Below are 16,906 nucleotides of genomic sequence, written 5' to 3' on the forward strand. Positions count from 1 at the left end.
ACCCCGGTGGAGCCGACCCCGGTGGAGCCGACCCCGGTGGAGCCGACCCCGGTGGAGCCGACCCCGGTGGAGCCGACCCCGGTGGAGCCGACCCCTGCGGAGCCGACCCCTGCGGAGCCGACGCCCGCGGAGCCGACCCCCTGACCATGGCCCCCTGACCGCAACCCCGACGGCGGGCGCGAGCGCTCGGGCGGCGACCTCGTGCACGGTCGGCAGCGTGCGGTCGTCGACCTGTTCGGAACGGTCGGGATCTCCGAATAGCGCCGGCGGTGGCTCCCGGTCGGCGGTGGAGAGCATCGGTCCGGGAGCCCGTCCCTGGCCGGGGAGCGGCCGGTGACCGCGCCGGATGGTGCCGAGACGACGTGCGCCGAACCCAGGGCGCTCGGTCTCCGAATGGACCACTCCAGTCCTCGTCCAGTGGACCTCACCGATGGACCGATCGGCAGCGAGGCTGTCGACATCGACCCGACCAGCACGGGAGGACGGGACATGAGCACCGGGACCACACCGGCGCTGCTCGCGGCCGTCGGACACGGCACCGCGGACTTCCTGGACGGCGCCGGGGCCCGGCGGGTACCGACCGCGGTGTACTGCGGTCCCGACGAGCGGTCGCAGGACACGAGCGGAAGGAGCTACCCGTGCTGACGCAGGTGGCGGAGGGCGTGCTGGTCCACCAGAGCGAGCTGCTCCGGAACAACGCCGTTGTCGTGCGAGGCCGGACCAGTGTGCTGCTCATCGACCCCGGGATCACGGACGACGAGATGACCTGCCTCGCGGACGACCTGTCCGCCTCGGGCCAGCACGTCGTGGCCGGCTTCGCGACGCACCCTGATTGGGATCACGTGCTCTGGCACGCCGACCTCGGCGAGGCGCCCCGTTACGGCACGACGCGCTGTGCTGGCTTCATGCGAGATCTGCTGGCGAACGCGGACTGGCAGGCCCGCGTCGTCGAGGGGTTGCCGGCGGAGATCGCCGAGGAGATCCCGCTGGACTCGTTCGGCCTCATCACCGGTCTGCCTGCCGATACTGCGGAGATCCCCTGGGACGGCCCTCGGGTCCGGATCGTCCAGCATCCGGCGCACGCCCCGGGCCATGCGGCGCTGTTGATCGCGGAACACAGGGTCCTCGTCGCCGGGGACATGCTCTCCGACGTCCTGATCCCGATGCTCGACGATCCGGACCCGGACGGCACCGCTGACCCGATCGAGGACTACCTCGTAGGACTGGAGGTGCTCGAGGGCGTGGCGGACGACGTCGATGTCGTCGTCCCCGGCCACGGGTCCGTCGGCGGAGCCGGTCAGGTACGCGCACGGATCGACTTGGACCGCGCGTACGTGCATGCCTTGCGTGACGGCCGGACACCCGATGACCCGCGCATCGGCCCGTCGGCTGAGCCCGGCTGGGAGTGGGTGAGCGACGTACACGACGGGCAGGCCCAGAGCCTCGCCCGGAGAAGTGACCGCGACCGGACCCCCAGCTGACAACTCGTGGTCGCTCGTTGACAGGTCGACGTCCCGCCGGACGCGTGGCCATCGGTCCGCGGCCGGTCCACGGGATCTCCGGCGGGGTCCACCCCCCCCCCGGCCGTCACGAGCCGACGAAGAGATCTGAGCCGAGGGCTGCGGACTACCGCCGCAGGTCGGCGACCTCGTCGAGGCGGCCGAGCTTGTGCGGGTTGCGCATGGCGTACATGCGGGTGATCCGGCCGTCCTCGACGACGAACGTGATCGCCGTGTCGAACTCGCCGCCGGCGTCGATGCGCGCAGCGACCGTGCCGTTGACCAGCGGCGTCGTGATCTCCACGCCGGGCGCGAGGTCCGCGAAGCGCGCGAGCGCCCGGGCCACCCGGAGCTGACCGGTCACCGGGCGGAGCGCGGCCGGCGCCAGGCCGCCGCTGTCGGCGACCACGACGACGTCAGGCGCGAGCACGTCCATCAGGCCCTGCACGTCGCCGGCGGTGACCGCGGCGAGGAACCGGTCCACCACCCGCTGCTGCTCGGCGCGGCTCACCGCCGTCCGCGGCCGGCGCGCGGCCACGTGCTCGCGCGCCCGGTGCGCGACCTGCCGCACCGCGGCACTCGACTTGCCCACCGCCTCGGCGATCTCGTCGTAGGGCACGTCGAACACCTCGTGCAGCACGAGGACCGCGCGCTCGGTCGGCCCGAGCGTCTCGAGCACGGTGAGCATCGCGATCGACACGCTCTCCGCCAGCTCGACGTCGTCGGCCACGTCGGGGCTGGTCAGCAGCGGCTCGGGCAGCCACTCGCCGACGTAGTCCTCCCGGCGGCGGGCGAGGGTACGCAGCCGGTTGAGCGCCTGGCGGGTGACGATCCGCACCAGGTACGCCCGCGGGTCACGCACCGCCATCCGGTCCGCCTCCGCCCACCGCAGCCAGGTCTCCTGCACCACGTCGTCGGCGTCGGCCGCCGAGCCGAGCATCTCGTAGGCGACGGTGAACAGCAGGCCGCGGTGGGCGATGAAGGGGTCGACGAACGGATCGCCGGTCATGCCGAGGCGACGCCGTCGGCCGAGCGGGCGGCCAGCGGCGGCAGGCCGCACGACGCCGAGAACTCCTGCGAGCGGATGCCGAGCGCCACGTTGCCCCGCGCGGTCATGTTCATCATCCCGATCCGGCCGGTCAGCTCCACCAGCGCCGGCGCACCCAGCTCGTCGAGCAGGGCGGCCGACATCTCGTCGGTCACGGCCGGCGGGGTATGGCTCATCGCCTCGGCGTACTCCATCACCTGCCGCTCCAGCGGGGTGAACGCCGTGGACTCCCGCCACCGCGGGACCTCCCGCGCCTTGGCCTCGTCGAGCCCGCGGTCGTGCGTCATGAAGTAGTGGAGGTCCAGGCAGAAGCCGCAGCCGATCGTCGCGGCCGCGGCCATGGTCGCGAACGTGGCCAGATTGCGGTCCAGCCGGTTCCACGAGTCGACCTTGCGGCCGAAGCTCATCGAGTCCTTCAGGACCGCCGGGTAGTGCCACATGACCCCGGCGCCCTCCGGCACCTGGCCGAGCACTTTGCGGCTGATCGTCTTGACGAGGGTCCCGTAGATGCCGGTGAGCTCGGTCGCGGGGACCCGGGTGCTGCTGGCCATGTCTCCTCCAGGGTGTGCGGTGGCGTCGACATGGAGACACCGGCCGCGGCCCGGATGTGACAGGCCCGGGGTGGCACGCGGCCGCCCAGCGTGCTGGGCGGCCGCGTGCCGGTACTGCTACTCGCCCGACTTGGCGGGCGGGATCAGCGGGTCGGGCACCGGCCCGTCCGTCCCGGCCAGGCCGCCCGTACCCGACACCGGCGTCGGCGGCGTCGCCACGACGCCGACTTCCTCGATGACGGCGGCCTCCGCGACGAGCGCCTCGGTGTCGGGGATCCCGGCGCTGGCGATCCCGGGGGTGGCGATCCCGGGGCTGGAGGTCCCGGTGGTCGAGGTCCCCGCGCTGGAGGTCCCGGCGCTGGAGGTCCCGGCGCTGGAGGTCCCCGCGCTGCTGCTCTGACCGCTCGAACCGCCGGACGCGGCCTCGGTCAGCTTGTCGATGCTGCCCTGCAGGGGAGCCGGAGCGGCGTCCCTGGCCTTCTCGATGGTCTGCTGGACCTCCGGCCGGCCCAGGAAGCCCTGCGCGGCCTGCACGATCTGCTGGTAGCGGTCCTTGCCGGCGCGCGCGCCGAGCACGTACCCGACGCCGAAGCCGAGTCCCAACGTCACCTTGCCCATGGCTCTCCTCCGTCTGTCCGTACCGACCCACCGAGCCCGACGACCGCCGGACCGGCCACTTCGTGATCCGCAGCTACCCGTCGGGTGGTGTGCCAACCCGCTCCTTGCGGCCCGGCTCCGCCGCCTGCCACGGTGCGTCGACTGGAGATCACAGCGGGGAGCGACGGATGGACGGACGGGTCGGCGAGGTCCGCCCGCGACCGGGGGTGACGGCGGCCGCGATGCGCCCCCTGCTCGCGGTCGGCGTCGGGGTGCTGACCGGGGGCTTCGCCGCGTGGCCCACCACGACGACGTCCTCCGCCGAGCCGACGCCTTGGTCTCCTGCCCGCTCCCGCAGGGCCGGTAGCGTCTGCCGGAGCCTGTGCACCGCCCGGGGGCGCCGCTAGGGTCGCCGCACCCGTTGCAGTCCCTCGCAGGCGAGGCGGCGATGACCGGCACGAGGCAGGTGCACTTCCGGGTCCTGGGACCACTGCAGGTCGAGGACGGGTCGGGCCCGGTCGCCGTCGGTGGGCACAAGCCGCGCACGCTGCTCGCCGCCCTCCTGGTCGCCCGGGGCGAGGTCGTGCCCGCCGACCGGCTGCTGGCCGCGGTGTGGGGGGACAGTCCGCCCGACGGCGCCTCGACCGCGCTGCGGGCCTACGTCTCGCGGCTGCGCGGCGTCCTCGGCGACGCCGCGCCGCTGCGGCACCGCCCGCCCGGCTACACCCTGTCGCTGGCCGCCGCGACGCTGGACGCCGACGGGTTCGAGCAGCGGGTCCGCACCGCCCGGGCCGCCGCGGCGGCGGGGGACCACCCGCGGGCGCTGGCCGACCTCGACGCCGCGCTCGGGCTGTGGCGCGGCGACGCGCTGGCCGAGTTCGCCGACGAGGAGTTCGCCGCCGCCGAGGCCGCCCGGCTGACCGAGCTGCGCGCGGGCGCCGCCGCCGACCGTGCCGAGGCGCTGGTCGAGCTGGGCCGGGCGGCCGAGGCGGTGCCCGAGCTCGAGGCGCTGGTGCGCCGCAGCCCCACGTGGGAGCGGCCGGCGGTGACGCTCATGCGGGCGCGGTACGCGACCGGGCACCAGGCCGACGCGCTCGCCGCCTTCCACGAGCTCCGGACCCGGCTCGACGACGAGCTGGGCGTCGAGCCGGCGGTCCCGGCGCGGGAGCTGTACCGGCGGATCCTCGTCCACGACCCCGCGCTGGCCGCGGCGCCGCCGCCGGGCAACCTCCCGCGGCGGGCCAGCGGCTTCGTGGGCCGGGACCGGGAGGTCGAGCGGGTCCTCGCCGCGCTGCGCGCCGGCCCGCTGGTCACGCTGACCGGCGTCGGCGGTGCGGGGAAGACCCGGCTCGCCGTCGAGGTCGCGGCCCGGGACCGGAGGCGCTTCGCCGACGGCGTGTGGCTGTGCGAGCTCGCCGCCCTGCCCGACGGCAGCCCGGTCGGCGACGCCGTCTCCGCGGGCCTGGGCATCCGGCAGCGTTCGGGGCTGTCGGTCGAGGACAGCGTGCTGGACTACCTGCGCGGGCGGGCGCTGCTGCTGCTCGTGGACAACTGCGAGCACGTGCTCCCCCACGCGGCCGCCCTGGTCGCCGAGGTCGTGCGCCGGTGCCCGCGGGTGGTGGTGCTCGCGACCAGCCGCGAGCCGCTCGCCGTCGAGGGCGAGCAGGTGTGGCCGGTGCCGCCGCTGCCGCTCGAGGACGCCACCGCGCTGTTCGTCCAGCGGGCCCGCGCGGCGACGCCGGACTTCCGCCTCGACCCCGCGGCCGCCGACGCCGTCGCCACCATCTGCAGCCGGCTCGACGGCCTGCCGCTGGGCATCGAGCTGGCCGCGGCCCGGATGCGCGTCATGAGCCCGGTCGAGGTGGCCGCCCGACTCGAGGACACCCCGCTGCTCGGGGGCGGGCGCGGCCCGGTCGCCCGGCACCAGAGCCTCGTCGCGGCGATCGAGTGGTCCTACCGGTTGCTGCCCGAGGCCGAGCAGCGGCTCTTCCGCGGCATGTCGGTGTTCGCCGGCGGCGCCGACCTGCGCGCCGTGCACCGGGTCGCCGACCCCGGGGCCGGCGAGGACGACGTCCTGGACCGGCTGACCCGGCTGGTCGACCGGTCGATGGTGGTGGTGCGCAGCGGCGTGCACAGCCGCTACCGGCTGCTGGAGACACTGCGCGCGTACGGCCGGGCACAGGCCGAGGGCGCGGGGGAGACCGCCGCGCTGGCCCGGCGGCACGTCGGCTACCACGTCGACTACGCCGAGCGGGCAGGCGCGGGACTGCAGGGACCCGACGAGCGGGCCTGGGCGGAGGAGGCCCTCGGCGTCTACGACGACCTGCGCGCGGCGTTCACCCGCGCGGCCGCCGACCGCGAGTGGGACCTGGCCGTGCGGCTGGTCGCGGCCGTGCCCGAGCTGGTGCACCTGCGGGTCGGCTACGAGGCCTACGCCTGGGCCGAGTCGCTGCTGGGCGTGGTGGACCCCGGCCACCCGCGGTACCCGGCCGCCGTGGGCGCCGCCGCCCGCGGCGCGTGGAACCGGGGTGAGTTCGCGCTCGCGCGGGCGACCGCGCTGCGCGCCCCCGACCGCCGGCCGGGACCGCCCGCATCGCCCACCCCGGCGACGTCCTCGCCGACGTGGCGCTCTACGAGGGCGACGTCGACGCCGCGCTGCGGCACTACACGGCCGAGGCGGAGCGGGCCCGGGCCGACGGCGACCGGATCCGGCTGGTGTGGACGCTGTACTACGTCGCGGTGTGCGAGGCGGTGCGCCGCCGGCCGGAGCTCGGGCTGGCCGCCGCGCGGGGAAGCCTCGAGGTGGCGGAGGCGACGGCCAACCCGACGGCGCGGTCGATGGCCCGCTACGCCCTCGGGCTGGTGCTGAAGAAGTCCGACCCCGGGCAGGCGCTCGCGCTCTTCGACGAGGCCGGCGAGCTGGCCGCGGCGGTGCACAACTTCTGGTGGCACGGGATCGCGCTGATGGAGGCGGCCGCCACGCGTGCCGTGCACGGCGACCCGGCGGAGGCGGCCCGCGCGCTGGTCGTCGTCCTCGACCACTGGGAGCGGGTCGGCGACACCACGCAGCAGTGGCTCAACCTGCGCTACGTCGTCCGGCTGCTGCAGCGGGTGGGCGCGGAGGGCGACGCCGCGGCCCTGCACGCCTGCCTGGTGGCCGCGGGCAAGCCCTCACTGCTCGGCCCGCCCGTCGGGGACGCGTCCCGCGGCGACCCGCGGGCCGCCGAGGCCCGCGCGGTCGCGCACGCCCGGGCCGCGCTGGGCCGGGTCGCGTCGTCGTCGGTCCGCGCGTGACCGCTGCAGCCGCGCTGCAGCCGCGCTGCAGCCGGTCTGCAACCCGGCGGGGCCACCGTCGTCGCACCGCGGGGACGACCCCGCGCGACGGACAGGAGCAGACAGATGACCGACACCATGGACGCGATCACCGCCGACCGCGCCCTCAAGGCCAAGCACCGGGCGATGTGGGGGCTGGGGGACTACCCGTCCGTGGCCCGCGACCTCATCCCGGAGCTGGGCCGGGTCCTGGTCGCCGCCGCCGGGGTGCGGCGTGGCGAGCGGGTCCTCGACGTCGCGGCCGGGACCGGCAACGCCGCCGTGCCCGCCGCGCTGACCGGCGCCGAGGTGGTGGCCTCCGACCTCACCCCGGAGCTGTTCACGGCCGGCCGCGAGTTCGCCGCCAGCCAGGGTGCGCAGCTCACGTGGGAGGAGGGTGACGCCGAGGCGCTGCCGTACCCGGACGCGAGCTTCGACGTCGTGCTGTCCTGCGTCGGCGTGATGTTCGCGCCGCACCACCAGAAGGCGGCCGACGAGCTGGCGCGGGTGTGCCGTCCCGGCGGGCGCATCGGGCTGATCAGCTGGACGCCGGAGGGCTTCGTCGGCGAGATGTTCCGGACGATGAAGCCCTACGCGCCCCCGCCGCCGCCCGGCGCGCAGCCGCCGCCGCTGTGGGGCGACGAGCAGCACGTGCGCCAGCTGCTCGGCGACCGCGTCACCGACGTCGTCGCGCGCCGGCAGATCGTGACCACCGGTGGCTGGACGTCGCCGGACGCCTGGCGCGACCACTGGAAGTCCGTCTACGGGCCGACCATCGCCACGTACCGCAACATCGCCGGCGCCCCGGAGCGCGTGGCGGCGCTGGACCGCGACCTGGCCGCGCTGGCCGGGCGGTACGACCGCGGCAACGGGACGACGGTCCTCGACTGGGAGTACCTGCTGCTCACCGCGCGCCGCGCCTGAGCGTTCCCGACCCCGCCGGCCCGGCCGGCGGGTCGGGCTCAGTCCGAGAGCGCGGTGACGACGGCGGAGACCCGGCGCGCGCGGGTCTCGGGCCGCTTCGCGTCGGTCACCGACCGCACGTGCTCCTTGCGGTGGCTCGGCGCGAGCCGGTCGAAGGCGTCGCGCACGCCCGCTGCGGCCAGCGCCTCGGCCAGGTCCGGCGGCACCTCCACGGTGCGCTCGCCGCCGTCGAAGGCGACGACCACCTCGACGGTGTCGCCGGTCTCCACACCGAGGGCGGCCCGGCGCTCCCTGCTCAGCCCGACCAGGTTCTCCCCGCCCATCCTGGCGACCCGGCCCTCGACGGTCACCGACCCGATGGTGATCCGCACGGGGAACGCCTTGCCCCCGCCGCCGAGCTCGGCCACCTGCTCGTCGGAGAGGACGATCGCAGCGGCGGGCCCGCGCGGCTGGAGGGTCGTCGTCAGCTGCAGTCCGGAGGTCACGTCCCCAGGGTGGCGTCCCCGGCCCGGCCGGGGAAGGCGGCTCACCCGGGAGGTCGCTCCTGCGTGTGACCCGGCACACAGCCGGTGGCGACGCGCCGCAGCGACCGACCGGCCCGCGGGCGGCGCCCAAGAACGATGAACCGGGGGTTCCCTGGCGGCGGACCCCGTGTGAGCCCGGCCACCCTCGTGCCCTCCAGGCCGGAGCCGGGCTCTCCACGGGAGAACACCATGCGCTCTGCCACGTCCTTCGTCGTGCTCGCGGCCGCGGCCGCGACCTTCCCGCTGTTCCTCGGCAGCCCGGCCTCGGCCGGCAGTCCAGGGGCGGACGTCCACCGCGCCCAGCTGCAGGCGGTGCCGCACGACCGGGCCGCCGACAGCGGCTCCGACGTGACCGGCACCGCCCGCCTCGTGTACCAGGGGGACGGCCGGCTGAACGTGCGGGTGACCGTCCGCGGCGCCAGCCCGGACCTGCCGCACCTGATGCACATCCACGGCACGGAGCAGGCGCGCGCCGAGTGCCCGACCCTCGTCCACGCCCCCGGCGGCGTGGACGACCGGCTGATCGAGACCGTCGACGGGCTGGACCGCTACGGCCCCATCCAGGTCACCTTCGCCACCCGAGGGGACACCAGCCCCGCCTCGGGCCTCGCGCTCGACCGGGCTCCGGTCGCCGACCGCAACGGGACGGTCCAGTACTCGCGCACGGTGACGATCCCCGTCCCGATCGGCGCGCGTCTGGACGACATGCACGTGGTCGTCCACGGCGAGGACCTCGACGACGACGGCGTGTACGACCCCGGTCCCATCACCGCGCTGGGCGCTCCTCTCGAGGCGGAGCTGCCCGTGGCGTGCGGCGAGATCGACCCGGTCGGACACAGCCACGCGGGCGGAGCCGGTCACAGCCACGGCTGAGCGAGCCGCGACCGGCGGGCGGGGGCCCGAGGCGGTCCCCGCCCGTCGCGGTCCGACGGGCCGCAGGCGTCAGCGCAGGGGCACCAGCCCGGACTCGTAGGCGGCGATCACGGCCTGGGTGCGGTCGCGGGCGCCGAGCTTGCGCAGCAGCGCGCTGACGTGGGTCTTCACCGTCTGCAGGCCCAGGTACAGCTCGCCGGCGATCTCACCGTTGGACAGCCCGCGCGCCACGAGCACCAGGACCTCCCGCTCCCGCGGGGTGAGCTCCGGTGCCGGCCGCGACGCCACCGCCGGGGCGTGCTGCGCGGCCAGCGACCGGATCGCCGCGGGGAACAGCAGGCTCTCACCACCCGCCACGACGCGGACGGCGCCGACGATCTCGGCCGGCCGCGCCCGCTTGGGCAGGAACCCGTCCGCGCCGGCGGCCAGGGCGGCGTAGACGTTCTCGTCCTCGCCGAAGGTCGTGACGACGAGGACGCGCGGCGGCTCCGGCAGCCGGCGCCGCAGGTCGCGGGTGGCCTGGATGCCGTCGACGAGCGGCATGCGGATGTCCATGACGACGACGTCGGGACGCAGCCGCGCCGCCAGCGGGACGACGACGGCGCCGTCGGCCGCCTCGCCGACGACCTCGATGTCGTCCCGGGCGTCGAGCACGGCCCGCAGCCCGCTGCGCACCAGCTCCTCGTCGTCGACCAGCAGCACGCGGATCGTCACGCGGACCCGCCCAGCGGCAGTCGGACCTCGACCCGCCACCCGTCCCCGTCCGGGCCGGCCAGCGCGGTCCCGCCGAGGACGGCGGCGCGCTCGTGCAGCCCGCGGACCCCGCTGCCCCCGCCGCGGCCGGCCACCACGGGAGCGGGGACGGGGTTGCGCACGCCCAGCAGCAGCTCGCCGTCGTCCACCCCGACCTCCAGCCGGACCGGCACGGGCCCCGCGTGCCGCAGCGCGTTGGTCAGCGCCTCCTGCACGATGCGGTAGGCCTCGCGCGAGAGCACCTCCGGCAGCCCGGCCACCGCGGCGTCGACCCGGACGTCGACCCGCGCGCCGGCCGCCTCCGCCGCGCGCACCAGCCCGCCGACGTCGGCCAGCGTCGGTGCGGCGGGCGCCGGTGAGGAGTCGCGCAGCAGCGCCAGCACCCGGTCGAGGTCGGCGGCGGCGGAGCGGGCGCTGTCCTCGATGGCGGCCAGCGCGCGGTCGACGAAGGCGGGGTCGCGGCCGGCGACGTCGCGGGCGGCGCCGGCCTGCAGCAGCGTGACGGTGAGCGCGTGGCCGATCGAGTCGTGCAGCTCGGCGGCAAGCCGGGTGCGCTCGAGCAGCCGCTCGGTGCGGGCCTGCTGCGCGGCCAGCCGCTCGGCCGGCGACGGGTGCAGCAGGCGCCGCGCGACCGCGGCGGTCAGCGCGCCGAGACCGGCCAGGACGAGCACCCAGAGCAGCAGGACGACGACGGCCGGGGGGACGCCGGCGGCCGCGGGCACCCAGCGGCCGGGGAGCAGGCCGGCCAGCGTCCACACCGCGAGCGCGGTCAGCTCGGCTGCGAGCACGCCGAGCTCCACGCGGACGAGCAGCCACAGCAGCAGCCGGCCGCGCTCTCCCCAGGTGCGCGCCGGCTCGACCGTGACCTCGTCGTCGCCCGGGAGCAGGAGCGCGCGCGCCTGCACGCCCTCGCTGCGCCGGACCGCAGGGACGCACGCCAGCAGCGCCAGCAACGGCAGCGGGGCGAGGTGCAGCCCGGCGAGGGTGCGCGGCGCGGCGTCCTCCAGCCCGGGCCACACCAGCGCGCAGGCGACGGCGACCCAGGCGCCGAGCGCCAGGTGCACGGCGCGCGTCCAGGTCGACCTGCCGGTCAGCAGACGGAGGACGCCGCGCATGCCCCGATCATGTCGCGGCGCGGCCGGTCGCGACCTCCCGCCGGGGAGGGAGGAGGACGGACCGCGCGGGGGAGGCGGGGAGCCGGCCCCGCGCGCGACCGTTCCGTCGTGATCGAGGTACGCGGGCTGACCAAGCGCTACGGAGAGGTCGTCGCGGTGGACGACCTGACCTTCGACGTCCCCGAGGGCACCGTCACCGCTTTCCTCGGGCGCAACGGGGCGGGCAAGTCCACGACGCTGCGGATGCTGCTCGGGTTGGACCGGCCGACGGCGGGCACCGCCCGGATCGGGGGGCGCGCCTACGCCGACCTCGAACGGCCGCTGCGCTCGGTCGGCGCCCTGCTCGACAGCAGCGCGGCGCACCCGGCGCGCACCGCGCGCGACCACCTGCGCTGGCTGGCCGCCAGCAACGCCCTGCCCGCGCACCGGGTCCGCGAGGTGCTCGACCTGGTCGGCCTGCGGTCCGCAGCCGGCCGCCGGGTCCGCGGGTTCTCCCTGGGCATGCGGCAGCGGCTGGGCATCGCGGCCGCCCTGCTCGGCGACCCGCCGGTGCTGCTGCTCGACGAGCCGGTCAACGGACTCGACGCCGAAGGCATCCGCTGGTCGCGGGCGTTCCTGCGCGGTCTGGCCGCCGACGGGCGCACGGTCCTGGTCTCCAGCCACCTGATGGGCGAGGTGGCGCAGACCGCCGACCACCTGCTGGTCGTCGGCTCCGGCCGGCTGCTGGCCGACACGCCCCTGCCGGCCTTCCTGGCCGAGCACACCGCGCGCCGGGTGAGGGTCCGCACGGCGCAGCCCGACCGCCTGCGCGGCCTGCTGCTCGCGGCCGGCGCCACCGTCACCCGCGACGACGGCGCGCTGCGGGTCTTCGGGGTCGACGCGGCGCACGTCGGCGCGGTCGCGGCGCGGCACGGTGTCCCGCTGCTGGAGCTCGGGTCCGACGGCCGGTCGCTGGAGGACGCCTTCCTCGAGCTCACCGCGGCGACCCGGGAGGCGGCCGCGTGACCGCCGTGCTGCGGGCCGAGTGGATCAAGGCGACGACGCTGCGGTCGACCTGGCTCACCCTGCTCGGCTACGTCGTCGCGGTGGCCGGCATCGGCGTGGGCGTCGTCGCCTCGGTGGGGGACGTCGAGGCCGCGCAGCCGGACTACGACCCCGGGACGATCGCCTTCTACGGCCTCAACTTCGGCCACGTCGCCGTCATCGTGCTGGCCGTGCTCCTGACCGCGGGGGAGTACGCGCGGAAGACCGTGCACACGTCCCTGGTCGCCGTGCCGCGGCGGGGCGCCTTCCTGGCCGCCAAGCTCACCGTCGGTGCGGTCCTCGTGCTGGTCACGGCGGCCGCCACCGCCCTGGCCACCCTGCTGCTCACCCAGGCGGTGCTCGGCGCGCCGGGGGTCTCCCTGGCCACGCCGGGCATGCTGCGCGCCACGGTCGCGGCCGCGCTGTACCCGACGCTGCTCGCCGTCGTCTGCATGGCCGTCGGCATGCTGGTGCGCGACCAGGCGGGGGCTCTCGCCCTGCTCGTCCCGTTCTTCTTCCTGCTCTCGCCCCTCCTGGAACTCGTGCCGGTGCTGCAGCGGGCCGCGGTCTTCCTGCCCGACCGCGCCGGAGCGGTCGCGGTGCGGCTGCACAGCCGGCCGATCGACGTCTTCGGGCCGGTGGCCGGGCTCGGGATCCTGGCGCTGTGGGCGGCCGCCGCCGCGCTCCTGGCGTGGTGGGCGCTGCGCCGCCGCGACGCGTGAGACGACACCGCGACGCGTGAGAGGACACCGCGGCGCCGTCGGGGGCAGGGACGGCGTCGCGGCTGTTCGTCCCCGGGGGTGTGGCGCCACGAGGGACCCCGGGAGCTCCACCGCGCACCGGCGGCGCGGACGAGAGGGAGCGTCACCGGGTCCGGGGCGACGGGGAGTGCTTACCACCCCGGCGGGGAGCCGACCAGGCGGACGGCCGATCCGCCCGGCCGGCGCCGGGGCCTGGGAGAGTGGTCCGCGTCAGGGGCCGGCGCGCAGCCCGGCCCGGACACGAGCGGCGGGTGCCCGGCGGTCCGCCGGGCCGGCCGGCTCGCCGTGGGCACCGAGTGGACGGACGTGCGACGTGGCCGGAGTGCGGGTGGCCGGCATCCTGGCCGCGCTCGTGGCCGCCGGCCCGTCCGCGTCCTGGCCGGACCACCTGGTGGAGGCCTGCCGGCGCGCGACCGGGGTGACCGGCGTGGGCCTGGCGCTGGTGGACCACACCGGCGTGAGCGGCGTCGTCGCGGCGACTCCCGGCGTCGGCCGGGAGCTCGAGGACCTGCAGTTCTCCCTCGGGGAGGGCCCCTGCACGGAGGCGTCCCGCTCGGGTCGCCCGGTGATGTGTCCCGACCTCGCCGACGACGGCGGGACCCGGTGGCCGGCGTTCGCCCGGGGGGCCGGGCGGGCCGGCGTGTCCGCCGCGTTCACCTTCCCGCTGCAGGTGGGCGCGATCGCCCTCGGCGTCCTCGACCTCTACCGGACCGAGACCGGACCGCTGCGCGGGCCGTACCTGACCGAGGCGGTGGCCCACGCCGACGCGGCGGTCGCGGTGCTGCTGCACCTGCAGGGGCGCGACGACGAGGCGGGCGCGACCGGCCTGGCCGACCTGGCCGACCGGCGGGCGGTGGTGCACCAGGCGGCCGGGATGGTCGCCGTGCAGCTCGACGTCGACGTCGCCGACGCACTGCGTGCGCTGCGCGCCCACGCGTGGGCGCACGACCGGGCGATCGGCGACGTCGCCGGCGACGTGGTGGCACGACGACTGCGATTCCACGACAGTGGGAACGGCACGGCCGGGGGTGCGGGGGTCCGTCACCCGGGTCCCGGACCTGGAGGGGAGCCCGCGTGACCGCCCGAGAAGAGCTCATCGCCGACGCGTTCGTGCAACTGGCAGACACGCTCGTCGCGGAGTTCGACGTCCTGGACTTCCTGCACGTCCTCGTCGAGCGCGCCGTCGAGCTCCTCGACGCCGACGCCGGCGGGATCATGCTGGCCGACCAGCGCGGCGGGCTGGAGGTCATGGCCGCCTCCAGCCACGAGGTCCACCTGGTCGAGCTGTTCGAGCTGCAGAACGAGGAGGGCCCCTGCCTCGAGGCGTTCCGCTCGGGCCTGGCGGTGACCCGGCCCGACCCCGCGGCGATGCGGGTCTCGTGGCCGGCGTTCACCGAGCGGCTCGAGGAGGCCGGCTTCGCCTCGGCGCAGGCCGTGCCCATGCGCCTGCGCGACGAGGTGGTCGGCGCGCTCAACGTCTTCCGGGTGACCCCGGGCGCGCTGAGCGACTCGGACATGAAGCTCGCGCGGGCGCTCGCCGACATCGCCACCATCAGCCTGCTGCAGGAGCGCAGCATGCGCGCCCGCGACCGGCTCGCCGAGCAGCTGCAGGGGGCACTCAACAGCCGGGTGCTGATCGAGCAGGCCAAGGGGGTCCTCGCCGAACGCGGCGGGCTGGAGGTCGGGCAGGCCTTCAGGGCGCTGCGCGACCACGCCCGGCGCAGCGGCACCCCCCTGGCCGAGGTCGCCTCCGCCGTCGTGCACGGGCGGTTGCGCCTCGGTCGCTGACGCCCGGCGGGCTGAGCCGTACGGGGTTACCGTTGCGGTACTGCCCCGGACCCGGCGGTGATCCCGTCCCGTCCGACGAAGGCGCCGTGTGACCTCCACCTCGATCGACCCGTCGCTCCCCGCCGCCGGCAGGGAAGCGGTCCGCCGTCCCCGGACGGCGCGCCAGACGACCACGTACTCCGAGCTGTCCCGCCGCGTGCAGGACGCCGGCCTCCTCCGCCGCCGGTACGCCTGGTACTGGACGCAGATGCTGCTCATGACCGGCGCCTTCGCCGGCGTGTGGGTCGCCTTCGGCCTGCTCGGCGACTCCTGGCTGCAACTGCTGGTCGCGGCCGCCCTCGCCGTCGTCATGGCGCAGTTCGGTTTCCTCGGCCACGACGCGGCGCACCGGCAGGTCTTCGCCTCGGCACGCTGGAACGACTGGGCGGCGCGCATCATGGCCGGGGCCTTCGCCGGGCTCAGCGCCGGCTGGTGGGGACACAAGCACAACCGGCACCACAGCGCCCCCAACCAGGAGGGCCGCGACCCCGACATCGCACCCGGCGTGGTCGCCTTCACCCCGGCCGTCGCGCAGGCCCGGACCGGCTTCGGTGCCTGGTTCGCCGCCCGCCAGGGCTGGGCGTTCTTCCCCCTGCTGCTGCTGGAGGGCCTGAGCCTCCACGTCGCCAGCCTGCAGGTGCTGGCGGCGCGGCGGGACCTCAAGTTCCGGCGGGTCGAGCTCGTGCTGGTCGTCGGCCGGCTCGCCGGCTACGTCGCCGTCCTGCTGCTGGTGCTCCCGCCCGGCAAGGCGGCCGCGTTCCTCGCCGTCCAGCTCGGCCTCTTCGGGGTGCTGCTCGGTGGCTCGTTCGCGCCGAACCACAAGGGGATGCCGATCGTGCCGGAGGGCGCCCGCGTGGACTTCCTCCGCCGGCAGGTGCTCGTCTCCCGCAACATCGACGGCGGCCCGCTGACCGACCTGGCGATGGGCGGCCTGAACTACCAGATCGAGCACCACCTCTTCCCGAGCATGCCGCGGCCCAACCTGCGGCGCGCCCAGCCGATCGTGCGGGCCTTCTGCCGGGAGGTCGGTGTGAACTACACCCAGACCAGCCTGGTCGGCTCGTACCGCATCGTGGTCCGGTACCTCAACCGCGTCGGGTTGGGGGAGCGGGACCCCTTCACCTGCCCGCTGGTGCAGAGCTCACGCAACTGACCTCCGCGTTTGCCGCGGAGTGGCACCGGTCACACCCTCCCTCGGAAGCGTCCCGCGACGGAGGAGGATGGCGATGACCACCAAGGTGGAGAAGTCGATCCAGGTCGACGTACCGGTCCGCACGGCGTACGACCAGTGGACCCAGTTCGAGGACTTCCCGCACTTCATGGGCGGTGTGAAGGAGGTCCGGCAACTCGACGACCGGCGCCTGCACTGGGTGGCCGAGATAGCGGGCGTCCGTCGGGAGTGGGAGGCCGCCGTCCTCGAGCAGGAGCCCGACCGGAAGGTCGCCTGGGCCGCGACGAGCGGTGCGACCAACGCCGGAGCGGTCCGCTTCCAGCCGGCCGGAGCCGACTCGACGATCGTGTACCTCGAGCTGGAGTACGAGCCCGAGGGCGTCGTGGAGAAGGTGGGCGACAAGCTCGGGATCGTCGACCGGCAGGTCCGGTCCGACCTCGAGCGGTTCAAGGCGCTGGTCGAGAGCCAGGGGTACGCCAGCGGCTCCTGGCGCGGCTCGATCAACGAGGGGGTCGACGTCGGGACCCCCACGGCGCAGACCGCCTACCGCTCGGAGGGGGACAGCGGCAAGGCCGGCCTGTCCGGCAAGGCCGTCGCGGCCGGGGTGGCGGCGGTGGCCGGAGCGGCCGTCGCCGGCGTCGCCGCGGCGACGTCGGGCTCGTCGGGCGGCACGCGGCAGGAGACCGGGACGGAGACGCCGGTTCGCCCGCAGCCCGGCACGGAGACGGCGGAGGGGGTCGTCCAGCCGCAGGAGGTCACCGTCGTCGACCAGCCCCCGGCGGACACGATCGTGCGCGACGACGTGCTGGTCGAGGCGTCCGACCCCGAGGGCTACACCGCGGACTCCTCGACCGAGGGCGTCGAGCGGGGCACCCGCCGGGACGGCGACGACCCGATGATCGGCGGCGGCAGCCAGCGCTAGTCCGGC

Annotated in this window: 18 protein-coding genes; 12 read left to right on the forward strand and 6 right to left on the reverse strand. The window is 76.0% G+C overall.

The genetic code is table 11. The features are described from left to right. Nucleotides 1-489: 489 nt before the first annotated feature. Together BM414_RS29620 and BM414_RS22390 are read left to right on the forward strand one after the other, a co-directional pair. Nucleotides 490-645: a hypothetical protein gene (locus BM414_RS29620; RefSeq protein WP_175551740.1), complete on the forward strand. Its 156-nt coding sequence runs from the start codon at nt 490-492 to the stop codon at nt 643-645. Then, complete coding sequence (locus BM414_RS22390; protein ID WP_093583142.1) at nt 639-1,481, forward strand: MBL fold metallo-hydrolase; 843 nt, start codon at nt 639-641, stop codon at nt 1,479-1,481. Before BM414_RS29620 ends, BM414_RS22390 begins: the two co-directional genes overlap by 7 nt. Before the next feature lie 145 nt (nt 1,482-1,626). Here the strand turns inward: BM414_RS22390 and BM414_RS22395 are convergent, their stop codons facing one another. The 3 genes from BM414_RS22395 to BM414_RS22405 form a co-directional block, all read right to left on the reverse strand. Further along, complete coding sequence (locus tag BM414_RS22395) at nt 1,627-2,508, reverse strand: RNA polymerase sigma-70 factor (protein ID WP_093583295.1); 882 nt, start codon at nt 2,506-2,508, stop codon at nt 1,627-1,629. Beyond that, nucleotides 2,505-3,098 (reverse strand): carboxymuconolactone decarboxylase family protein, encoded by a 594-nt coding sequence (locus BM414_RS22400; RefSeq protein ID WP_093583144.1) that lies wholly within the window; start codon nt 3,096-3,098, stop codon nt 2,505-2,507. Before BM414_RS22400 ends, BM414_RS22395 begins: the two co-directional genes overlap by 4 nt. 117 nt (nt 3,099-3,215) lie before the next feature. Then, nucleotides 3,216-3,716: a hypothetical protein gene (locus BM414_RS22405; RefSeq protein WP_093583146.1), complete on the reverse strand. Its 501-nt coding sequence runs from the start codon at nt 3,714-3,716 to the stop codon at nt 3,216-3,218. Between the two features lie 427 nt (nt 3,717-4,143). On the opposite strand from BM414_RS22405, the gene BM414_RS22415 reads away from it, so the two are divergent. The 3 genes from BM414_RS22415 to BM414_RS22420 all read left to right on the forward strand — a co-directional run bounded on the left by BM414_RS22415 (nt 4,144) and on the right by BM414_RS22420 (nt 7,931). Beyond that, nucleotides 4,144-6,564: an AfsR/SARP family transcriptional regulator gene (locus tag BM414_RS22415; protein WP_217644880.1), complete on the forward strand. Its 2,421-nt coding sequence runs from the start codon at nt 4,144-4,146 to the stop codon at nt 6,562-6,564. After that, nucleotides 6,534-6,989 carry a hypothetical protein gene (locus tag BM414_RS30360; RefSeq protein WP_217644881.1) on the forward strand — a complete coding sequence of 152 codons (456 nt, stop codon included), beginning with the start codon at nt 6,534-6,536 and terminating at the stop codon, nt 6,987-6,989. Before BM414_RS22415 ends, BM414_RS30360 begins: the two co-directional genes overlap by 31 nt. A gap of 105 nt (nt 6,990-7,094) precedes the next feature. Beyond that, entirely contained in the window at nt 7,095-7,931 is an 837-nt protein-coding gene (locus tag BM414_RS22420) for a class I SAM-dependent methyltransferase (RefSeq protein WP_093583150.1), read from the forward strand. Between the two features lie 38 nt (nt 7,932-7,969). Here BM414_RS22420 and BM414_RS22425 read toward each other — a convergent pair whose 3' ends face one another. Then, nucleotides 7,970-8,416, reverse strand: a complete 447-nt coding sequence (locus BM414_RS22425) for a YdeI/OmpD-associated family protein (RefSeq protein WP_093583152.1) — start codon at nt 8,414-8,416, stop codon at nt 7,970-7,972. Between the two features lie 228 nt (nt 8,417-8,644). Here BM414_RS22425 and BM414_RS22430 point away from each other — a divergent pair, with 228 nt between their 5' ends. After that, the gene (locus BM414_RS22430) at nt 8,645-9,328 is read left to right on the forward strand and encodes a hypothetical protein (RefSeq protein WP_093583154.1); all 684 of its coding nucleotides are present in this window, start codon (nt 8,645-8,647) and stop codon (nt 9,326-9,328) included. 69 nt (nt 9,329-9,397) lie between these two features. Here BM414_RS22430 and BM414_RS22435 read toward each other — a convergent pair whose 3' ends face one another. Both BM414_RS22435 and BM414_RS22440 read right to left on the reverse strand, forming a co-directional pair. Further along, nucleotides 9,398-10,042 carry a response regulator gene (locus BM414_RS22435; protein WP_093583156.1) on the reverse strand — a complete coding sequence of 215 codons (645 nt, stop codon included), beginning with the start codon at nt 10,040-10,042 and terminating at the stop codon, nt 9,398-9,400. Next, nucleotides 10,039-11,196 (reverse strand): sensor histidine kinase, encoded by a 1,158-nt coding sequence (locus BM414_RS22440; RefSeq protein WP_093583158.1) that lies wholly within the window; start codon nt 11,194-11,196, stop codon nt 10,039-10,041. Before BM414_RS22440 ends, BM414_RS22435 begins: the two co-directional genes overlap by 4 nt. A 108-nt stretch (nt 11,197-11,304) precedes the next feature. Between BM414_RS22440 and BM414_RS22445 the strand changes: the two genes are divergently transcribed. From BM414_RS22445 to BM414_RS22470, 6 genes are all read left to right on the forward strand, one after another. Continuing rightward, the gene (locus BM414_RS22445) at nt 11,305-12,201 is read left to right on the forward strand and encodes an ATP-binding cassette domain-containing protein (RefSeq protein ID WP_217644882.1); all 897 of its coding nucleotides are present in this window, start codon (nt 11,305-11,307) and stop codon (nt 12,199-12,201) included. Beyond that, nucleotides 12,198-12,941 (forward strand): ABC transporter permease, encoded by a 744-nt coding sequence (locus tag BM414_RS29625; protein ID WP_093583162.1) that lies wholly within the window; start codon nt 12,198-12,200, stop codon nt 12,939-12,941. Before BM414_RS22445 ends, BM414_RS29625 begins: the two co-directional genes overlap by 4 nt. 352 nt (nt 12,942-13,293) lie before the next feature. Then, nucleotides 13,294-14,058 carry a GAF and ANTAR domain-containing protein gene (locus tag BM414_RS29630; protein ID WP_175551741.1) on the forward strand — a complete coding sequence of 255 codons (765 nt, stop codon included), beginning with the start codon at nt 13,294-13,296 and terminating at the stop codon, nt 14,056-14,058. Further along, the gene (locus BM414_RS22460) at nt 14,055-14,768 is read left to right on the forward strand and encodes a GAF and ANTAR domain-containing protein (protein WP_093583166.1); all 714 of its coding nucleotides are present in this window, start codon (nt 14,055-14,057) and stop codon (nt 14,766-14,768) included. The genes BM414_RS29630 and BM414_RS22460 overlap by 4 nt, the downstream gene beginning before the upstream one ends. A gap of 88 nt (nt 14,769-14,856) precedes the next feature. Further along, nucleotides 14,857-15,960 (forward strand): fatty acid desaturase family protein, encoded by a 1,104-nt coding sequence (locus BM414_RS22465; RefSeq protein ID WP_245784912.1) that lies wholly within the window; start codon nt 14,857-14,859, stop codon nt 15,958-15,960. Nucleotides 15,961-16,033: 73 nt separating this feature from the next. After that, nucleotides 16,034-16,900 (forward strand): SRPBCC family protein, encoded by an 867-nt coding sequence (locus tag BM414_RS22470; protein WP_093583167.1) that lies wholly within the window; start codon nt 16,034-16,036, stop codon nt 16,898-16,900. The last annotated feature ends 6 nt before the right edge of the window (nt 16,901-16,906 follow it).

It is taken from the genome of Geodermatophilus amargosae, assembly GCF_900116515.1.
In the GTDB taxonomy this organism is placed as follows: domain Bacteria; phylum Actinomycetota; class Actinomycetes; order Mycobacteriales; family Geodermatophilaceae; genus Geodermatophilus; species Geodermatophilus amargosae.